The 18,850-nt window shown below is 72.3% G+C and carries 15 protein-coding genes and 2 pseudogenes; 9 read left to right on the forward strand and 8 right to left on the reverse strand.

Annotation, left to right across the window (positions count from 1 at the left end):
• Positions 1 to 19: 19 nt before the first annotated feature.
• From M2266_RS28940 to ddaH, 4 genes are all read right to left on the reverse strand, one after another.
• Complete coding sequence (locus M2266_RS28940) at positions 20 to 1,609, reverse strand: carboxyl transferase domain-containing protein (RefSeq protein ID WP_277440843.1); 1,590 nt, start codon at positions 1,607 to 1,609, stop codon at positions 20 to 22.
• The gene (locus M2266_RS28945; protein WP_277440844.1) at positions 1,606 to 2,457 is read right to left on the reverse strand and encodes a TIGR03084 family metal-binding protein; all 852 of its coding nucleotides are present in this window, start codon (positions 2,455 to 2,457) and stop codon (positions 1,606 to 1,608) included. Before M2266_RS28945 ends, M2266_RS28940 begins: the two co-directional genes overlap by 4 nt.
• Positions 2,458 to 2,684: 227 nt before the next feature.
• Entirely contained in the window at positions 2,685 to 3,653 is a 969-nt protein-coding gene (locus M2266_RS28950; RefSeq protein ID WP_277440845.1) for an acyl-ACP desaturase, read from the reverse strand.
• A 110-nt stretch (positions 3,654 to 3,763) separates the two neighbouring features.
• Positions 3,764 to 4,546 (reverse strand): dimethylargininase, encoded by a 783-nt coding sequence (ddaH, locus tag M2266_RS28955; protein WP_277440846.1) that lies wholly within the window; start codon positions 4,544 to 4,546, stop codon positions 3,764 to 3,766.
• A gap of 17 nt (positions 4,547 to 4,563) precedes the next feature.
• Here ddaH and M2266_RS28960 point away from each other — a divergent pair.
• Positions 4,564 to 6,202: pseudogene (locus M2266_RS28960) on the forward strand (ABC-F family ATP-binding cassette domain-containing protein).
• Positions 6,203 to 6,556: 354 nt separating this feature from the next.
• Positions 6,557 to 7,450, forward strand: coding sequence for a DMT family transporter (locus tag M2266_RS28965; RefSeq protein WP_277440847.1), 894 nt, complete (start codon positions 6,557 to 6,559; stop codon positions 7,448 to 7,450).
• A gap of 33 nt (positions 7,451 to 7,483) precedes the next feature.
• On the opposite strand, the gene M2266_RS28970 is transcribed toward M2266_RS28965, so the two are convergent.
• Positions 7,484 to 8,599, reverse strand: coding sequence for a winged helix DNA-binding domain-containing protein (locus tag M2266_RS28970; RefSeq protein ID WP_277440848.1), 1,116 nt, complete (start codon positions 8,597 to 8,599; stop codon positions 7,484 to 7,486).
• A gap of 118 nt (positions 8,600 to 8,717) precedes the next feature.
• Positions 8,718 to 9,587: a hypothetical protein gene (locus tag M2266_RS28975; RefSeq protein ID WP_277440849.1), complete on the reverse strand. Its 870-nt coding sequence runs from the start codon at positions 9,585 to 9,587 to the stop codon at positions 8,718 to 8,720.
• Between the two features lie 178 nt (positions 9,588 to 9,765).
• Between M2266_RS28975 and M2266_RS28980 the strand changes: the two genes are divergently transcribed.
• Complete coding sequence (locus tag M2266_RS28980; protein WP_277440850.1) at positions 9,766 to 10,452, forward strand: pyridoxamine 5'-phosphate oxidase family protein; 687 nt, start codon at positions 9,766 to 9,768, stop codon at positions 10,450 to 10,452.
• A 47-nt stretch (positions 10,453 to 10,499) separates the two neighbouring features.
• Here the strand turns inward: M2266_RS28980 and M2266_RS28985 are convergent, their stop codons facing one another.
• Positions 10,500 to 11,294, reverse strand: coding sequence for an enoyl-CoA hydratase-related protein (locus M2266_RS28985; RefSeq protein WP_277440851.1), 795 nt, complete (start codon positions 11,292 to 11,294; stop codon positions 10,500 to 10,502).
• 449 nt (positions 11,295 to 11,743) lie between these two features.
• On the opposite strand from M2266_RS28985, the gene M2266_RS28990 reads away from it, so the two are divergent.
• A complete protein-coding gene (locus tag M2266_RS28990; protein ID WP_277440852.1) occupies positions 11,744 to 12,301 on the forward strand; it encodes an ATP-binding protein in 558 nt (185 codons plus the stop codon).
• 60 nt (positions 12,302 to 12,361) lie between these two features.
• On the opposite strand, the gene idi is transcribed toward M2266_RS28990, so the two are convergent.
• Positions 12,362 to 12,970, reverse strand: a complete 609-nt coding sequence (idi, locus tag M2266_RS28995; RefSeq protein ID WP_250978501.1) for an isopentenyl-diphosphate Delta-isomerase — start codon at positions 12,968 to 12,970, stop codon at positions 12,362 to 12,364.
• A gap of 486 nt (positions 12,971 to 13,456) precedes the next feature.
• On the opposite strand from idi, the gene M2266_RS29000 reads away from it, so the two are divergent.
• The 5 genes and pseudogenes from M2266_RS29000 to M2266_RS29020 all read left to right on the forward strand — a co-directional run bounded on the left by M2266_RS29000 (position 13,457) and on the right by M2266_RS29020 (position 18,777).
• Positions 13,457 to 15,334, forward strand: coding sequence for a DUF5941 domain-containing protein (locus M2266_RS29000; RefSeq protein WP_277441402.1), 1,878 nt, complete (start codon positions 13,457 to 13,459; stop codon positions 15,332 to 15,334).
• A pseudogene (locus M2266_RS29005) lies at positions 15,331 to 16,081 on the forward strand (phosphocholine cytidylyltransferase family protein). The gene M2266_RS29000 and the pseudogene M2266_RS29005 overlap by 4 nt, the downstream one beginning before the upstream one ends.
• Complete coding sequence (locus M2266_RS29010; protein ID WP_277440853.1) at positions 16,069 to 17,130, forward strand: iron-containing alcohol dehydrogenase family protein; 1,062 nt, start codon at positions 16,069 to 16,071, stop codon at positions 17,128 to 17,130. Before M2266_RS29005 ends, M2266_RS29010 begins: the two are co-directional and overlap by 13 nt.
• Entirely contained in the window at positions 17,108 to 17,887 is a 780-nt protein-coding gene (locus M2266_RS29015) for a CDP-alcohol phosphatidyltransferase family protein (RefSeq protein ID WP_277440854.1), read from the forward strand. Before M2266_RS29010 ends, M2266_RS29015 begins: the two co-directional genes overlap by 23 nt.
• Positions 17,884 to 18,777 (forward strand): glycosyltransferase family 2 protein, encoded by an 894-nt coding sequence (locus tag M2266_RS29020; protein ID WP_277440855.1) that lies wholly within the window; start codon positions 17,884 to 17,886, stop codon positions 18,775 to 18,777. The genes M2266_RS29015 and M2266_RS29020 overlap by 4 nt, the downstream gene beginning before the upstream one ends.
• The last annotated feature ends 73 nt before the right edge of the window (positions 18,778 to 18,850 follow it).

Below are 18,850 nucleotides of genomic sequence, written 5' to 3' on the forward strand. Positions count from 1 at the left end.
GGAAGAATCGTCACTGCCCTCACATCCGGAAGACGCCGAAGCCGCCGCGCGCGCCCTCGACGGAAGCGCCGTGCACGGCTGACAGGCACAGGCCGAGTACGGTCCGCGTGTCGCGCGGGTCGATGACGCCGTCGTCGTAGAGCCGTCCCGACAGGAACATCGGCAACGACTCGGACTCGATCTGCTGCTCGACCATGGCGCGCAGCGCGGCGTCCGCCTCGTCGTCGTACGGCAGTCCCTTCGCCGCCGCCGACTGCCGGGCGACGATCGAGAGCACCCCGGCGAGCTGGGCGGGCCCCATCACGGCGGACTTGGCGCTCGGCCAGGCGAAGAGGAAGCGCGGGTCGAAGGCCCGGCCGCACATGCCGTAGTGGCCGGCGCCGTAGCTCGCGCCCATCAGCACCGACAGGTGCGGGACCCTGGAGTTGGCGACCGCGTTGATCATCATGGCGCCGTGCTTGATGATCCCGGCCTGCTCATACTCCTTGCCGACCATGTAGCCGGTGGTGTTGTGCAGGAAGAGCAGCGGGATGTCCCGCTGGTTGGCGAGCTGGATGAACTGCGCGGCCTTCTGCGACTCGGCGCTGAACAGCACGCCCTGCGCGTTGGCGAGGATTCCGACGGGATAGCCGTGCACCTCGGCCCAGCCGGTGGCCAGGCTCGGCCCGTACAGCGGCTTGAACTCGTCGAACCGCGAGCCGTCGACGATGCGGGTGATCACCTCGCGCGGGTCGAAGGGCGTCCGCAGGTCGCCGGGGACGATACCGAGCAGCTCGTCCTCGTCGTGCAGCGGTGGTTCGACGGTCGCCCGCGGGGCCGGGCCCCGCTTGCGCCAGTTGAGCCGGGAGACGACGCGGCGCGCGGTGCGCAGGGCGTCGGGCTCGTCGAGGGCGTAGTGGTCCGCGAGGCCGGAGACCCGGGCGTGCATGTCGGCGCCGCCCAGCGACTCGTCGTCGCTCTCCTCACCGGTCGCCATCTTGACCAGCGGCGGCCCGCCCAGGAAGACCTTCGACCGGTCCTTGACCATGATCACGTGGTCGGACATCCCGGGGATGTACGCGCCGCCCGCGGTCGAGTTGCCGAAGACGACGGCGATGGTGGGGATTCCGGCGGCCGACAGCCGCGTCAGGTCCCGGAACAGCGCGCCGCCGGGTATGAAGATCTCCTTCTGGCTGGGGAGATCGGCGCCGCCGGACTCGACGAGGCTGATCACCGGCAGCCGGTTGGCGAAGGCGATCTCATTGGCGCGCAGCGCCTTCTTCAGCGTCCACGGGTTGCTGGCGCCACCGCGCACGGTCGGGTCGCTGGCGGTGATCAGGCACTCGACGCCTTCCACGACGCCGATGCCGGTGACCAGCGAGGCACCCACCGGGTAGTCGCTGCCCCAGGCGGCGAGCGGGGAGAGTTCGAGGAACGGGGTGTCCGGGTCGAGCAGCAGCTCGACGCGTTCGCGGGCGAGCAGCTTGCCGCGTTTGCGGTGCCGCTCGATGTACTTCGCTCCGCCGCCGTCGATCGCGGTGGTGTGCGCCGCGTCGACCTCCGCGAGCCGGTCGAGCATGGTCGCCCGGTTCACCGCGTACTCCTCGTCGGCCGTGTCCAGGAGGGTCATGCGCCGGCCCCGCGCTCTTCCGCGGACTGCGGCGCACGGCCCGGGGCTTGCGGAGCACGGCCCGCGGACCGTGGCTGACGACCGGTTCCGGCCGGTCCCGCGAAGGCCTGGGCTATCTCCAGCCAGCGGTCCGCGTCCTCGCCCTCGGCGCATACGGCGAGGTCGTCGCGGTGTCTGCGTTGGGTGGCCAGCAGACAAAAGTCGATCATGGGACCGGTCACCCGCTGTGCGGCGTCCTCCGGCCCGTACGTCCACGTCCCACCGTCGGGCGCCGTCAACTCGACCCGGAACTCCTCGGCGGGCGGCTTGAGCCCCCGTACGAAGTACGCGTAGTCGCGGGCCCGCACTCCGATCCGGGCCACGTGCCGCAGCCGGCCGGTCGGCTCGCGCCGGAAGCCCAGGGCGTCGGCGACGTCCTGGCCGTGCGCCCAGGTCTCCATCAGCCGCCCGGTGGCCATCGAGGCGGCGCTCATCGGGGGCCCGTACCAGGGGAAGCGGGTGCCGGGCGGCTGGGCGGCCAGGGCGTCGAGCAGCGCCCGGCGGCCGGTGCGCCACCGCTCCAGCAGCTCGGCCGGCGGCAGCGAGGCGCCCTTGCGGGCCTCGTCGTCGACGAACGTCTCGAAGGTCGCGGCGGCCAGTTCGGTCTCCCGGGCGAACGCGTCCGGGTCGGTCACCGAGAGCAGGGCGACGCCGTCGGTCCAGGCGAGGTGGGCGATCTGGTGGGCGATCGTCCAGCCCTCGGCGGGGGTGGATGCCGCCCAGCGGTCCGCCGGAAGCGGCGCCACCAGCCGGTCGAGGTCTTCGCTCTCGGCCCGCAGGTCGACGAGCACGGACTGTGGATCGGCCATGACCACCCCTTGTTGACACCCGGTCAGCAACGTTGTGGGTCAGAGGGTGGCAGCGTCGCCAGAAACAATCAAGCATGCATGCATGATTTTTGGCCGACGCACGAAAACCGCCCATCGCCCCCGCGTTGATGCGCGGGGGCGATGGGCGTAGGGCAGACGGGAGTGGCGTACGTCAGGCGCGCGCCTACGGCTCGGGCGTCCGGAGGCGCGGGCCTACGGTCCGGGCGTCAGGAGGCGCGGGCCGCCCGGCGGGCCTCGAGGGCCGCCTTGCGCTCGTCGAACTTCGTGGCCTGGCCGTTGAGGCCGCCCATGAACAGGCCCAGCTCTTCCTGCGCCTGCAGTCCGTCCGGGTTCAGGCCGCTGACCTCGAGGACCTTGAGGTGGCGCAGCACCGGCTGCAGCACGTCGTCATGGTGGATGCGCAGGTTGTAGATCCCGCCGATGGCCATCCGGGCCGCCGCCCGCTCGAAGCCGGGCATGCCGTGCCCGGGCATCCGGAACTGCACGACGACATCGCGGATGGCCTGCATCGTCAGGTCCGGGGCGAGCTGCAGCGCCGCCGCCAGCAGGTTGCGGTAGAAGACCATGTGCAGGTTCTCGTCGGTCGCGATCCTGGCCAGCATCCGGTCGCAGACCGGGTCCCCCGACTGGTGGCCGGTGTTGCGGTGCGAGACGCGGGTGGCCAGCTCCTGGAAGGCCACGTACGCCACGGAGTGCAGCATGCTGTGCCGGTTGTCGGACTCGAAGCCCTCCGACATGTGCACCATGCGGAAGCGCTCGAGCTCGACCGGGTCCACGGCGCGGCTGGTCAGCAGGTAGTCCCGCATGACGATGCCGTGCCGGCCCTCTTCGGCGGTCCACCGGTGCACCCAGGTGCCCCAGGCGCCGTCACGGCCGAAGAGCGAGGCGATCTCGTGGTGGTAGCTGGGGAGGTTGTCCTCGGTGAGGAGGTTCACGACGAGCGCGATGCGGCCGATCTCGGTGACCTTGGACTGCTCCGGCGCCCACGCCTCGCCGCCCATGATCCCGTCGAAGTTCCGGCCGTCGCTCCACGGCACGTACTCGTGCGGCATCCACTCCTTGGCCACCGCGAGGTGCCGGTTGAGCTCGGTCTCGACCACTTCTTCCAGGGCGTACAGGAGCCGCGCGTCACTCCATGTGTCCGATCCGGGACGGTGGGGTTCGGTGATGGTCACGGTGGGACTCCTGAGTAGCTGGCAAGGCACCTACGGGGACGTAAGTTACGCAACCGTAGGTTATGAGTCGCCGAAAAGGCAACCGTCGCCCTACTGGGTGTATGGGGCAGCTACGGCTGCGCGGACAGGTCCCGCAGCCGTACGGACAAGCATGTGACACAGCCCTCGAGTTTCTCGAATTCGCTGATGTCGACCAGTACCGGCCGGTATCCCAGGCCGCTCAGCAGCTCCGCGCTCCGGGGAGCGCCGGCGGCCATGAGCAGCACGTCTCCGCCGAGGAGCACCACATGTGACCCAGCCTCCTCCGGTACCGGTCGGAAGTGCGTAAAGACGGCCGGATCGTCGACCAGGGGCGGGTAGCCGATGACCGTTCCGTCCGGCAGCGCCGTCACCGCCGACTTCAGGTGCAGCACCTTCGTCACGGGGACGGCGACCACCCGCGCGCCCAGCGGCTCAAACACCGCGCGCAGCTGCCGTACGCCCTCCGCGTTGGTGCGGCCGCCCAGGCCGACGTACAGGGTGTCCCCGACTTTCAGTACGTCGCCGCCCTCCAGCGTCCCGGGCTCCCGGACCCGGTTCACCGAGCAGCCGAGCGCGAGCGCGGCCTCCTCGGCGCCGGACGTCTCGGGCCGCCGCGAGGAGGCGCCCGGACGTGAGACCAAGGCCACGTTCCGGAAGACGACCATGGTGTCCTCGACGAACACCCCGTCCGGGCAGTCGTCCGCCGGAGCGGCCTCGACCGTCTCCCAGCCGTGCTCGGCCAGCGTGGCGGTGTAGCGCTCCCACTGGCGCAGCGCCAGGAGGGGGTCGACCGGCTCGCGGTCGATGTGCGTGACCAGGCCTTCGGCCAGGCGCGGGCTGGGACGGCGGACGATCGCCTTCTTGCTCGGCATATAGGATCTGCTCCCTGATGAGTGCCACTCTTGTTGCCAAGGATCTTGCCGCAGGACACGGGGACCGCGTCCTGTTCTCCGGCCTCGAACTCGTCGTCGCCCCCGGCGATGTCATCGGCCTGGTCGGGGCCAACGGTGCCGGAAAGTCGACACTGCTGCGGCTGCTCGCCGGGCTCGACACCCCCGAGCAGGGCGTGCTGCGACTCAGCCCGCCCAGCGCCGCCGTCGGCCACCTCCCGCAGGAGCCCGAGCGGCGCCCAGGGGAGACCGTCCGGGACTTCCTCGCCCGCCGCACCGGCGTCGCGGCCGCACAGAGCGCGCTCGACGCCGCCACGCAGGCGCTGGTCGACGAGGCGCCGGGCGCCGACGACGCGTACTCCACGCGGGCTGGAGCGCTGGCTCGACCTCGGCGGCGCCGACCTGGAGGAGCGCTCCGAGGAGGTCGCGGCCTCGCTGGGGCTGTCCATCGGCCTCGACCAGCAGATGACCTCGCTCTCCGGCGGTCAGGCCGCCCGTGCCGGTCTCGCGTCGCTGCTGCTCAGCCGCTACGACGTGTTCCTGCTCGACGAGCCCACCAACGACCTGGACCTGGACGGTCTCGACCGGCTGGAGAAGTTCGTCAAGGGGCTGCGCGCCGGCACCGTCGTCGTCAGCCACGACCGCGAGTTCCTCGCCCGCACCGTCACCAAGGTCGTCGAACTCGACCTCGCCCAGCAGCAGGTGAACACCTACGGCGGCGGCTACGAGGCGTACCTGGAGGAGCGGGAGGTGTCCCGCCGGCACGCCCGTGAGGAGTACGACGAGTTCGCCGACAAGAAGTCCTCCCTCGAAGCCCGCGGCCAGATGCAGCGCTCGTGGATGGACCAGGGTGTCAAGAACGCCCGCCGCAAGGCGACGGACAACGACAAGATCGGCCGCAAGTTCCGCAGCGAGGCGTCCGAGAAGCAGGCCGCCAAGGCCCGCCAGACGCAGCGCATGATCGAACGCCTCGACGTCGTGGAAGAGCCCCGCAAGGAGTGGGAGCTCAAGATGGAGATCGCCGCGGCGCCCCGCTCCGGGGCCGTGGTGGCGACGCTGCGCGGCGCCGAGGTACGCCGCGGGGACTTCACGTTCGGCCCGGTGGACCTGCAGATCGACTGGGCGGACCGGGTCGCCATCACCGGCGCCAACGGCTCCGGCAAGTCCACGCTGCTCGCCGCGCTGCTGGGCCGGCTCCCGCTGGACGCGGGCAACGCCGCGCTCGGCCCGGGAGTCGTCGTGGGCGAGGTCGACCAGGCCCGCGGGCTGTTCTTCGGCGAGGAACCGCTGATGGACGCGTTCGCGGCGTCCGTCCCCGACCTGGAGCCCGCCGACGTGCGGACGCTGCTCGCCAAGTTCGGCCTGAAGGCCGCCCATGTGCTGCGTCCGGCGGCGACGCTGTCACCGGGGGAGCGGACGCGTGCCGCGCTGGCCCTGCTGCAGGCCCGCGGCGTCAACCTGCTGGTCCTCGACGAACCGACCAACCACCTGGACCTGCCCGCGATCGAGCAGCTGGAGTCGGCGCTCTCCTCGTACAACGGCACGCTGCTGCTGGTCACGCACGACCGGCGGATGCTGAACGCGGTGAGCACCACCCGGCGCATCGAGGTCGCGGACGGCCGGGTCACGGAGGCCTGATCCAGGCGGCGGCCGCCCGCACGCGACCGGCACCGCACCGGCACCGCACCGGCGATGCGCCGGCACCGAAGCCGCGCGGAACCGGAATGCCTCGGCCCGCGTCCAACCCGTGACCGTTCAGGAGCCCTCGGGCCCGGTCCGGGACGGTCGACGTGTGGAACCCGTGGACACGGACCCGGGCAGGCTGTGGGGGCCTGCCCGGGCCCGTTCGGAACTCGCCGGTCGGCTGGAAGGGAATCCTCGGATCCCGGGGCGGGCGACCCGTCCCGGGCGGCCGTCGACACGCTCGGCGCGGAAACCGGACCGCATCGCTGGGCGCGGTCCGTCGCGCGTCACCCGGGCTAAGGTGGCCGCGTGGCCGTGTTCCTGCTCGGCGTCGGTGCCGCCTGTTGCCTCGGACTGGGTTTCGTACTGCAGCAGCGCGCGGCGCAGCGTGCCCCGCTCGCCGACTTCCTCTCCTTCCGACTCCTCCTCGACCTGATCAAGATGCCCGTGTGGCTACTGGGCATGGCGTTGATGGTCGGCGGCCAGGTGCTCGGGGCGCTGGCCCTGTCGCGCGGCGAGGTGTCCCTCGTCGAGCCGCTCCTCGCGACGAACCTGCTGTTCGCGCTGGCGCTGTCCAGATGGCTGTCGGGGCAGCCGCTGGGCCGCAGCGGCTGGGCCGGCGTCATCCTGCTGGCCCTCGGCGTGACGGCGTTCATCGTCGCCGGGCAGCCGACCGGGGGCGGCGCGGAGGCGGGGGCACTGCGGCACTGGCTGGTGCTGGGGATCGTCGTGGGCCTCGCGCTGCTGCTGGTGGCCTGCGCCAAACGACTGCCGTCCTCGCCCGAGGCGACCCTGTTGGCGCTGGCGGCCGGCCTGCTCTACGGGCTGCAGGACGCGCTGACGCGGATCTGCGGCGAACTGGCCCATGAGGGCGGCGTCCAGATACTGGCGGTGCACTGGCAGCCGTACGTGGTCGCGGCGATCGGACTCACCGGGCTCGTCCTCGTACAGAGCGCCTTCGAGACCGCTCCCCTGCGGATGTCGCTGCCGGCCCTGACGGCCGCGCAGCCGCTGGCGGGGATCGCCTGCGGCATCGGCTTCCTCGGGGACCAGTTGCGGGTGACGCCCGGCGCGCTGGCCTGGGAGGTGTCCGGGCTCGCGGCGATCACGGCAGGGGTGGTGCTGCTGGGGCGCCACCCCGCGATGCCGTGCGCGCAGTCCGACACCCAGCCGGAGCGGGAGTCCACGACGAGTGCGACCTGAGGGTCGGTCGGCGCCACCCTTCCGTCACGGCCCTCAGCTCCACTCCCAGGAGGCATCGCCCCCGAGGAAGCGCCCCAGATCGGCGACCTCGGTCTCGATGCCGCTCACGACGGAGTCGCCCAGCGCCCGGAAAGGGTCGACGCGGACGGTCAGCCGGCCGACGTGGCCCCGCTCGTGGCGCCAGGTGCCGACGACCTCACCGTCCGCCAGCAGGCACGGGGTGATGAAACCGCCGCCGGTCGCGACGAGACGGGCGAAGGACGGGTCCAGCAGCAGGTCCCGGTCCTGGTAGCCGAGCAGATACGGGTCGAAATGCCCGATCAGCCGGACCGACGGTGTCGGCGGCCGCGGCGCGTCGGTGCCGGCCGGCACCCACAGCGGGCCCTCCGGTCCCGCGATCTCCGCCAGTTTCTCCCCGGCCGACCGGAAGCCGCTCCGGGCCTGGCCCACCGGCAGGCCGGACCACTTGGCGAAGTCCTTCTCAGTGGCGGGCCCGTAGGCGGACACATACCGCTCGGCGAGCGCCGCCAGTGCCCCGGTCCCGGACAGGTCCGGTCCCACGACCCCGTCGAGCCACTCCTCGCACCACACATAAGTCGATTTGTCGCCTTCCGCCTCGGGTCCCCGGCACACCAGGCCCATGGCCGCCGCGTACAGCATCAGATGGGCCGGCGCCTGGCTGCGCGGATCCAGGGTGATGCCGAACTCACCGAGTCGGTGCACGAGGTCGTCGCGGAGCATCGGCGGACGTCCGGCCAGCACCTTCTCCAGTGCGGGAAGGGCGCGGGCGCAGGTCTTCTCGTCCAGTCCGAGCCGCAGCCGCCGGCCGCGCTGCGCCGCGGCGGCTCGCGGGCCCAGCAGCGACGTCATCCAGCGCACGTCCGCCGCCGGGACGGCGTGCAGGGTGCCGCGCATCAGCCACGTGCGGACCACGGACCGGTCGCCGGCGCCGCACGCGGTGTCGACGTCCCCGGCGGTGAGCCCCGAGGTCCTGGCGCGCACCTGCAACCGGCAGGCCTTGGGGTCCTGCGCCTGCAGAGCGCCGGCCGTGCGCGCCGCGTCGGCGACCCCGACGCCATCCCGCGCGCCGGCCAACCCCTGTGCGTGGACGCGCCAGGACCGGACTTGGGCGGGCGTCAATTCGGGCATGGACCCATCCTGCCCGCGCCGCCCCCGCTGCCGCGAGAGTCGCACGATCCGTGAGGGCCGAGGCGCCGCCGGTTCCCGGGGCGGCGCGGAACGTCAGCCGTTGACGTCACCCCTCGCCTCAGCCCTTGCCGAAGTGCTCCAGCGGGAAGGCGCCGGAGGCGAGCGCGGTCTGGGTGAAGGATCCGGCGAGCTCGGTGAGACGATCCACGCCGGCGGCGCCGAGGTGCTCGTACGGGGCCTGGTCGACGCGGTCGGTGGCGGCTTCGATCTCGCGCCGCAGCTCGACGCCCGCGTCGGTGAGCTCGCCCGCGGCGTCCAGCAGCCCGCGCTCGCGCAGCCGGTCCTGGGCGGCGGACCACTGCTCGACCGACCAGCCCCTGCTGGCCTGGACGAAGCGGGGGGTGAAGCCCTTGCCGGTCGCGCTGTGGGTGACGAGGGCCTCGAGGCCGTCGAGCCTGGCCGCCACCAGCGCGGCCAGGTGTCCGTCGCCCCGGTGCTCCCGCAGCAGCGTGGCGGCGTGCCAGAGTGCGAGGTGCGGCGCCAAGGGCACCGGCAGGTCGGCGTTGGCGGCGTAGAGCGGGCGGGCGGCCCGCTCGCAGGCCTCGGTGGCACGTAGCGCCAAGGTGGCGGCCTCGCGCATCTCGGGCGAGGCGACGGTTTCCGCGCCGAGCAGCCGGGTGAGCGCGGTGTCGACCGCGCGCAGCCGCGCGTCGATGACGGCCTCGGGGGTGGCGATCGTCCAGGTGCGCGGGATGTGCCGGGCGACCAGGTCGTGGTTGAAGTTGTAGAAGGTGGCGGTGACGGTACCGGCTCCGACCGCTCCCAGCGGCGCCGCCCGGCCCGCGAAGTACGTCATGCTGCCGGGCTCGAGGCCGAGGCGGGAGAGTTCGGTGCCGAACTCCGGCGAGAAGTACGTGCTGGAGTGCAGCGGGTTGAGAGTGTTCTGACAGCGGCGCGACGCGCGAGGGTCCGAAGCGGTAGTAGTCATGGATTCAGGTTACCGACCGGTCAGCATGTTGTCGTGGAGCGAGTACGCGTTCCGGCCACTGCGACGGAAACCGTTGTCCATCGAGTTGGTTGGGCATGAATCAGTCGAGAAAGCCCCGCTGAAGCGCCGAGATTGCTAGTATCGAGGCGTCCGCCGCACATTCTTCCGGAGGCTTCCGATGTCCACCGACACACCCCCTCGCACGCTTCCGGTCACCGACCGGACCCGTCACCGACGGCTGCGGGAGCAGGGCAGCGTGTCCCGGGACGATCTGGACGCGGTGCTCGGCGCCGGCTTCGTCTGCCACCTCGCGGTGGTGGTGGACGGCTCGCCGCTGGCGGTCCCCACCGTCTACGGCTTCGATGCCGCCGCCGACACCCTCTACCTGCACGGCTCGGCCGCCAGCCGCAGCCTCGTGCAGTCGCCCGGAGCCTCCGTCTGCGTCACCGTCACCCATATCGACGGCCTGGTGCTGGCCCGGTCCGTCTTCGAGCACAGTGTCAACTACCGCAGCGCCATGGTGCTCGGTGTGCCGCGCGTGGTCACCGATCCCGAGGAGAAACTGCACGGGCTGCGCGTCCTGGCCGAACAGTCCGCGCCCGGCCGGTGGGACTACGCGCGCGGCCCGTCCCGCAAGGAGCTCGCCGCGACCACGCTGCTCGCCCTGGGGATCGACGAGGCCTCGGTCAAGACCAGCACCGGCCACACCGACGACGCCGAGGGGCCCGACGGCGAACTGCCCGTGTGGGCCGGCGTGCTGCCGCTGCTGCACACCTGGGGCGAGCCCGAGCCGGACCCGGGCTTGCGGGCCGGCGTCCCGCTGCCGCCGCACGTCGCGGAGCGGGCGGGTACACCGGCCGACTGATCGTCGGGCCGGCTCCGACATGCGCGCGGGCTGCCCGCGCGGCGAGCTCAGCCCGCCGTCGGCGACCAGGCGAACCGGGCCGGCCGGCCCTCCAGGAAGGCGGCCACGCCCTCGGCGGTGTCCCCGCTCGTGCGCGCCTGCCGCTCCCAGTGATCGATCCGTGACGGGTCCAGGCCCGGCGTCGCGAACTCCTTCGCCGCCGCCTGGGTGAGCTGCGAGCGCGCGGCCAGGACGGCGGTGAACTCCGCGACCCGCTTGTCGAGTTGCTCCTCGGGCAGCACCTCGTCGACGAGCCCGGTCCGCAGCGCCCGCTCATGGTCGATCAACTCGGCCGAGAACAGCAGGTACTTGGCGGTCGCCGGCCCGACCAGATCCACCAGTCGCCGGGTGGACGAGGCGGCGTAGACGATGCCGAGTCGGGCCGGAGTGACGCCGAAGCGCGCTCCCTCGGCCGCGAAGCGCAGGTCGCAGGCGGCGGCGAGCTGGCAGCCGCCGCCCACACAGAAGCCGCGCACGGCCGCGAGCGTCGGCTTGGGGAAGGCGGCCAGCGCCTCCTCGGCCCGGACCGCCGCGCCCTGCGTCCTGGCGGAGCCGCTGCCGGCCTCCCGCAGCCCCGCGATGTCCGCGCCCGCGCAGAAGGTGCCGTCGGCGCCGGTGAGCACCAGGACCCGCACGGCCGGATCGGCGGCGAGTCCGTCCAGCAGGCCGGGGAGCGCCTCCCACATGTCCGTGGTCATGGCGTTCCGCTTCGCCGGATTGCTGATCGTCACCGTGGCGGTGCCGTCGGCGGTGTCCAGCAGCAGTCCGGGCGGTGGGCCGGGCTTCTGGCCGGGCTCGGGCATCCGGGCTCCCCTTCCGTGTGTTCCGTGACCTTGCGTGCGGCGTGCGGCGTGCGTGCGGTGTTATTGCGGCGTGCGTGGCGCGAGTGGTCCGCGCGGGTGGCCGATGATCTGATCCTATCCGCGCCGAAACAGGCGTAAAAAGTACGTAGCGGATGCTCATCGGGGCGCGGAGTCGGCCCGGCTCCCGGGTCGGGAACCCGCGGCGGCGCCCGGGCGGCGGGACGGGCCGGTGGTGCAACATTCCACGAAGCATGACCAAGGCGATCGGAACCAGTCGCCCGGGTGGCAAAGTCGTTCGTCAGCGAACTTGATGCGACGAAAAGTGTGGACTTACGTGCACCTGCCCGGTGGACGGCCCACACTCCGGAAACTCGATCGTGAGGCGGATCCCGTTGGCGGCCCGGTAGCGGGCACCACAGGGAGCTGCGGGGATACGTCACACGAAGGCGATGGTGGATGCCGCCATGGAGGTCTGCGGGAGCGTCCCGCCCGATCCGGCGACGGCCGAGGCGCCGCTCGATCCGGACGATCCGGGTGATCCTGGGGGCGCGGGCCGGCCGGGCGCCCCGTTCGCGCCGCCCCCGCCGTACGCCGGGGCGTGGCGCTTCACCGCACCGGCGGTGGACTCCTCGGTACCCCAGGTGCGGCACGGCGTCCGGGACCTGATCAACGACCGGAAGGTGCCCGTCGGTGACGAGCTGATGGCGGGCATCCTGCTGATCGTGTCGGAGCTGGTGACCAATTCGGTCCGGCACGCGGCGGTGCTGTCACCGCAGATCACCATCGAGATCGCGGTGGGACCGGACTGGATCCGGGTCGGCGTCGAGGACAACCACCCCTACCGTCCCAAGGCGCTGGAAGCGGAGTACGGCGACACCAACGGTCGCGGTCTGCTGCTCGTCAAGGCCATCACGACAGAGGCGGGCGGGATGTGCGACGTGACGCACACCGAAACCGGCGGCAAGGTGATCTGGTCCCTGCTCCCGCTGCCGATCGCGGGCCTGTAGCAGCGCCCCGCAGTGTGCGTAGTACCGCCCGCGGCCCGCCGGAGCGGCCCCGGCACGTACTTACCAGCCCGCGTCGCCGGTCAGCTCGCGGATCGCGGGCAGCGACGCGTCCCACACGGTTCCGAACCAGGCGGAGAACGGGCCGCGCTCGCGGATCTCCTCCAGCTCGGGCGGCGTCACGAAGGCGGTCTCGCCGATCTCCTCGGGGTCGGGCCGCAGCTGGGCCCGCACGAGGCCGACGAAGAGGTGGTTGAACTCCTGCTCGACCAGCCCGGACTCCGGGTCCGGGTGGTTGTAGCGGACGGTGCCGGCCTCGCGCAGCAGCGCGGGAGCCGTTCCCAGCTCCTCGGCGGTGCGGCGGGCGGCGGCCACGAACGGCGGCTCCGCCGGGTACGGGTGCCCGCAGCAGGTGTTCGACCACACACCGGGGGAGTGGTACTTGCCCATCGCCCGGCGCTGGAGCAGCAGCCGGCCCTCGTCGTCGAAGAGGAAGACGGAGAACGCCCGGTGCAGCCGGCCGGGGGCCAGGTGCGCGGACAGCTTCTCGGCGGTACCGATGGTCACACCGGCCTCGTCGACCAGCTCCAGCATGATCGGTTCCGCGACCCCGTTGCTGGAGGGATCCGTCGCGGGGGTGCCGGGCCGGCCGGTGGCGGGACTGGTGGGCATATCCATCCTTCGCGTTCGACGACAAGGCTTCAGTCTGCCTCACGCGCCGCACACCGAAGTGGTTGCACCGCCCGCTCCGTGTCACCCGGACGGGGTCGATGGCACAACCGCGCGGATAGGGCGCGGCAGTTGCGGGTGTGGCGCGAGGTGGTGCAGGGGTCGGTGTGGGGTGACGCACGGTGCGCGGGACGGCACCGCGTGTTGGTTTCATCTTCAATGACCTGCGGTGATGGGACGGAAGGATTCCGCCGGCGGCGTCCCCCCAACGGCGGCGTCCGGCCGCCGCCCGGCCGCTGTTTGTTGCCGGGGCCCCGGATCGACCATGATGATCACGTGGTTCGCGGGCTGGACGACCCCGGCGAAGCGCACGAGGAAGCAAACGGGTGGTGAACGGCCGCTTCCGCGGATCCGATAGCCTCTGCCGTCGTGACCGGCGCGGCGCCTCATCGCCGCCGGCACCCCCACATGTCCAGGGAGTGAGTTCCTCTGCCGACCGCCATCCTCACCGGCCCGCCGGCTCCGGCGTCGCCGCTCGAGGGCGACCTCAGGTCGCTCGGATTCGACGTGATCGAAGCGCCCGAGTCCGGAACGGAGCTGGAGACCGAGCCCGGAAACGAGTCCGGAAGCGCATCCGCGGTGGGGGCCGGAGGTCTCGCGGCGCGCGTCGCCGCGGTGCCGGCCACCGAGCGGGTGGCGATCGTCGACCGGCGCTTCGTCGGCCACACGCACGCGCTGCGGCTGGCGCTCACCGACCCCCGCTTCGATGCCACCGCCGTCCCCGGCGCGCTCTCCGTCCAGGCCGCGGCGCGTCCCGCGCTGGCCAGGGCGCTCGCCGCCGGGCCCCCCGGCGGCCGGCTCTCCGGGAGCACCGCCACCGAGAGCCCGGCCATCGAGAGCCTCGCCACCGCCATCGAGGCGGAGGGCGTGGCCCCGCACCGTCCTGAACTCGGTGTCCTGGTGGCCGCCGTACCCGCCTCCGACGCCGAACGCGCGGCGGCCGTCGCGGCCGTCGCCGCGGTCGACGGGGAGAAGGTCCGGCTGCGCAACGCCGTCAAGGCGCGCGACGGTTTCTTCACCACCTACTGCGTCAGCCCCTACTCCCGTTACCTCGCGCGCTGGTGCGCCCGCCGCGGGCTGACCCCGAACCAGGTCACCACCGCGTCCCTGCTCGTCGCGCTGATCGCGGCCGGCTGCGCGGCCACCGGCACCCGGCCCGGCTTCGTCGCCGCCGGCGTGCTGCTGATCGCCTCGTTCGTCCTGGACTGCACCGACGGGCAGCTGGCCCGCTACTCGCTGCAGTACTCGACGCTCGGCGCCTGGCTGGACGCCACCTTCGACCGGGCCAAGGAGTACGCGTACTACGCCGGGCTCGCGCTCGGCGCGGCCCGCGGCGGTGACGACGTGTGGGCGCTGGCGCTCGGCGCGATGGTGCTGCAGACCTGCCGGCACGTCGTCGACTTCTCGTTCACCGAGGCCAACCACGACGCGACGGCCAACACCAGCCCGACCGCCGCCCTGTCCGACAAGCTCGACAGCGTCGGCTGGACGGTCTGGGTGCGCCGGATGATCGTGCTGCCGATCGGTGAGCGCTGGGCGATGATCGCGGTGCTCACCGCCGTCACCACGCCGCGCACCACTCTGACCGTGCTGATCATCGGCTGCGCGCTCGCCGCCTGCTACACCACCGCGGGCCGGGTGCTCCGTTCGCTGACCCGCAGGGCCCACCGCACCGACCGGGCCGCCCAGGCGCTCGCCGAGCTGGCCGACAGCGGTCCGCTCGCCGAGGCCGTCGCCCGCGCGACCGGGCCGCTCGCCCGCCGGCTGCCGTCCTTCACGGCCCCCGCCGTGGCCCTGCTCGGCTCCGCCGCGCTGGTGGCCACCGCCGCGCTGGCCCCGTGGGGCAGCTGGTGGCCGGTGCCGGCCGCCGCCGTATACGTGCTGACCTCGGGCCTGGCCGTCGCCCGGCCGCTGAAGGGCGCCCTGGACTGGCTGGTTCCGCCGTTCTTCCGGGCGGGCGAGTACACCACGATCCTCGCGCTGGCGGCCGTCTCGGACGTGAACGGCGCGTTGCCCGCTGCTTTCGGCCTGGTGGCCGCTGTCGCCTACCATCACTACGACACGGTGTACCGCATCCGCGGCGGCACCGGGGCGCCCCCGAGGGCCCTGGTACGCGCGACCGGCGGACACGAGGGCAGGGCGTTGGCGATCACCGCGGCGGCCGCCCTCGCGCACCACACAGGTTTCACCGTCACGCTGACGGTCATCGCCGGGGCGCTGGCACTCGTGGTGCTCACCGAGAGCATCCGGTTCTGGGTGTCGTCAGCCGCACCCGCTGTACACGACGAATCAGGAGAACCCGCATGATCGGCCTCGTGCTGGCAGCCGGCGCCGGACGGCGTCTGCGTCCCTACACCGACACCCTGCCCAAGGCTCTGGTGCCGGTGGACCCGGAGGGCGCGGGCACCACCACCGTCCTGGACCTGACCCTGGGCAACTTCGCCGAGGTCGGCCTCACCGACGCGGCCATCGTGATCGGCTACCGCGGCGAAGCCGTCGTCGAGCGCAAGGCCGCCCTGGAGAAGAAGTACGGCGTCAAACTGCATCTCGTCGAGAACGACAAGGCGGAGATCTGGAACAACGCCTACTCGCTGTGGTGCGCCCGGGACATCCTCACGGAGGGTGTGATTCTCGCCAACGGCGACACCGTGCACCCGGTCTCCGTCGAGAAGACCCTGCTGGCCGCCCGCGGCGAGGACCGTCGGATCATCCTCGCCCTCGACACGGTGAAGCAGCTCGCCGACGAGGAGATGAAGGTCATCACCGAGGCGGGCAGGGGCGTACGGCGCATCACCAAGCTGATGGACCCGGCCACCGCGACGGGCGAGTACATCGGCGTCACGCTGATCGAGCCGTCGGCCGCCGCCGACCTGGCAGACGCGCTGAAGACGACCTTCGAGAAGGGACCCCGACCTCTACTACGAGGACGGTTACCAGGAGCTCGTCAACCGCGGCTTCACCATCGACACCGCGCCGATCGGCGACGTGGCCTGGGTCGAGATCGACAACCACGACGACCTGAAGAAGGCACGGGGGATCGCGTGCCAGTACTGACCCGGCTGATCCCCTCGCCGGTCGTCGTCGACATCAACGGGGGCGCGCTCGCCGACCTGGCCGGCCTCCTGGCCGACCAGCGGATCTCCAGCTCGGGAAAGCTCGCCATCGCGGTCAGCGGCGGCTCCGGCCTCAAGCTGCGCGACCGGCTGGCCCCCGAACTGCCGGGCGCCGACTGGTATCCGGTCGACGGGGGCACCATCGACGCCGCCGTCAAGCTCGCCGACGCCATGCGCGGCAAGCGGTACGACGCGGTCGTCGGCCTCGGCGGCGGCAAGATCATCGACGTCGCCAAGTACGCGGCCGCCCGGGTCGGGCTGCCGATGGTCGCCGTCGCGACGAACCTGTCCCACGACGGCATCTGCTCGCCGGTCTCCACGCTGGACAACGACAACGGGCGCGGCTCCTACGGGGTGCCGAGCCCGGTGGCGCTGGTGATCGACCTGGACGTGATCCGCGAGGCGCCCGTGCGCTACGTGCGCTCCGGCATCGGTGACGCGATCTCCAACATCTCCGCCATCGCGGACTGGGAGTTGTCGCACCGCGAGACCGGTGAGCCGATCGACGGTCTCGCCGCCGCCATGGCCCGCTCCGCCGGTGAGTCCGTACTGCGGCACCCGGGCGGGGTGGGGGACGACCCGTTCCTCACCACGCTCGCCGAGGGCCTGGTGCTCTCCGGCATCGCCATGTCGATCAGCGGGGACACCCGCCCGTCGTCCGGCGCCTGCCACGAGATCAGCCACGCCTTCGACCTGCTGTACCCGAAGCGCGCCGCCGCGCACGGCGAGCAGTGCGGCCTGGGCGCCGCCTTCGCCATGTACCTGCGCGGGGCCCACGAGGAATCCGGCCTGATCGCCCAGGTGCTGCGACGCCACGGCCTGCCGGTCACGCCCGGCGAGATCGGCTTCTCCGACGAGGAGTTCGTCAAGGCGGTGGAGTACGCGCCGCAGACCCGTCCCGGGCGCTACACGATCCTGGAACACCTCGACCTGTCCGCAGACCAGATCAAGGACGCATACGCCGACTATGCCAAAACCATCCGTAGCTGAACTCCGCCCGGTCGTGCACCCCCCCGGGGTCAAGGACCGGCGGAGCGGCGAGCACTGGGCCGGCCGGCTCTACATGCGGGAACTCTCGCTGCGCATAGACCGGCACCTGGTGGAGACGCGGGTCACGCCCAACCAGGTGACGTACGTGATGACCGTCGCCGCCGTCCTCGCCGCCCCGGCCCTGCTGGTGCCGGGGATCGCCGGCGCCGTGCTCGGCGTGGTGATGGTCCAGCTGTACCTGCTGTTCGACTGCGTCGACGGTGAACTCGCCCGCTGGAAGAAGCAGTACTCGCTGGGCGGGGTGTACCTGGACCGCATCGCCGCCTACCTGTGCGACGCCGCCGTGCTGGTCGGCTTCGGCCTGCGCGCAGCCGATCTGTGGGGCTCCGGGCGGATCGACTGGCTGTGGGCCTTCCTCGGCACCCTGGCCGCCCTCGGCGCCGTGCTGATCAAGGCCGAGACCGACCTCGTCGGCGTCGCCCGCCACCAGCAGGGGCTGCCGCCGGTCAAGGAGTCGGCGTCCGAGCCGCGTTCGTCCGGCATGGCGCTGGCCCGCAAGGCCGCGGGGGCGCTGAAGTTCCACCGTCTCGTCCTCGGGATCGAGGCGTCGCTGCTGATCCTGGTACTGGCGGTCCTGGACTCGGTCAGGGGCGACCTGTTCTTCTCGCGCCTGGGTGTCGCCGTGCTGGCCGGCATCGCGCTGCTGCAGACGCTGCTGCACCTGGTCAGCATCCTGGCCTCGAGCAGGCTGAAGTGAGTACGCCGCTGAAGCTCGGCGCGGTGATCATCACCATGGGCAACCGGCCCGCGGAACTGCGCGACCTGCTGGCCTCCGTCGCCAAGCAGGACGGTCCGCCGATCGAGGTGGCACTGGTCGGCAACGGGTCACCGCTGCCCGAACTGGACGAATCCGGACCGCGGGTGCGCACCGTCGAGCTGCCCGAGAACCTGGGCATCCCGGGCGGGCGCAACGTCGGCGTCGAGCTCTTCGGCCCGAACGGCTGCGACGTCGACGTGGTCCTGTTCCTCGACGACGACGGGCTGCTGCCCGGCACCGACACCGGGGAGCTGCTCCGCCAGGCCTTCGCGGCCGACCCGGAGCTGGGCATCGTCAGCTTCCGGATCGCGGACCCGGAGAGCGGCACCACCCAGCGCCGCCACGTACCCCGGCTGCGGGCGTCCGACCCGATGCGCTCGTCGCGGGTGACGACCTTCCTGGGCGGCGCCAGCGCGGTCCGCACGACGGTGCTGGCGCAGGTCGGCGGCCTGCCGGACGAGTTCTTCTACGCGCACGAGGAGACGGACCTGGCCTGGCGGGCGCTGGACGCCGGCTGGATGATCGACTACCGGTCGGACATGGTCCTGCACCACCCGCTCACCGCCCCCGGCCGGCACGCGGTCTACCACCGGATGGTGGCCCGCAACCGGGTGTGGCTGGCGCGCCGCAACCTGCCGTGGCCCCTGGTGCCCGCCTACCTCGGCACCTGGATCCTGCTGACGCTGGCCAGACGCCCTTCCGGTCCGGCCCTGCGGGCCTGGATCGGTGGCTTCCGGGAGGGCTGGGCGACGCCCTGCGGTCCCCGGCGTCCCATGAAGTGGCGCACGGTATGGCGGCTGACCCGGCTGGGCCGGCCCCCGATCATCTGACAAGCTCGAACCTGAGAGCATCGGTCGCAGTCCGGGACCCCCCTTCCCCGGACGCGCACCTTGAGGACGAAAG

Origin of the sequence: Streptomyces sp. SPB162 (assembly GCF_029504575.1) — a bacterium.
Lineage (GTDB): Bacteria > Actinomycetota > Actinomycetes > Streptomycetales > Streptomycetaceae > Actinacidiphila.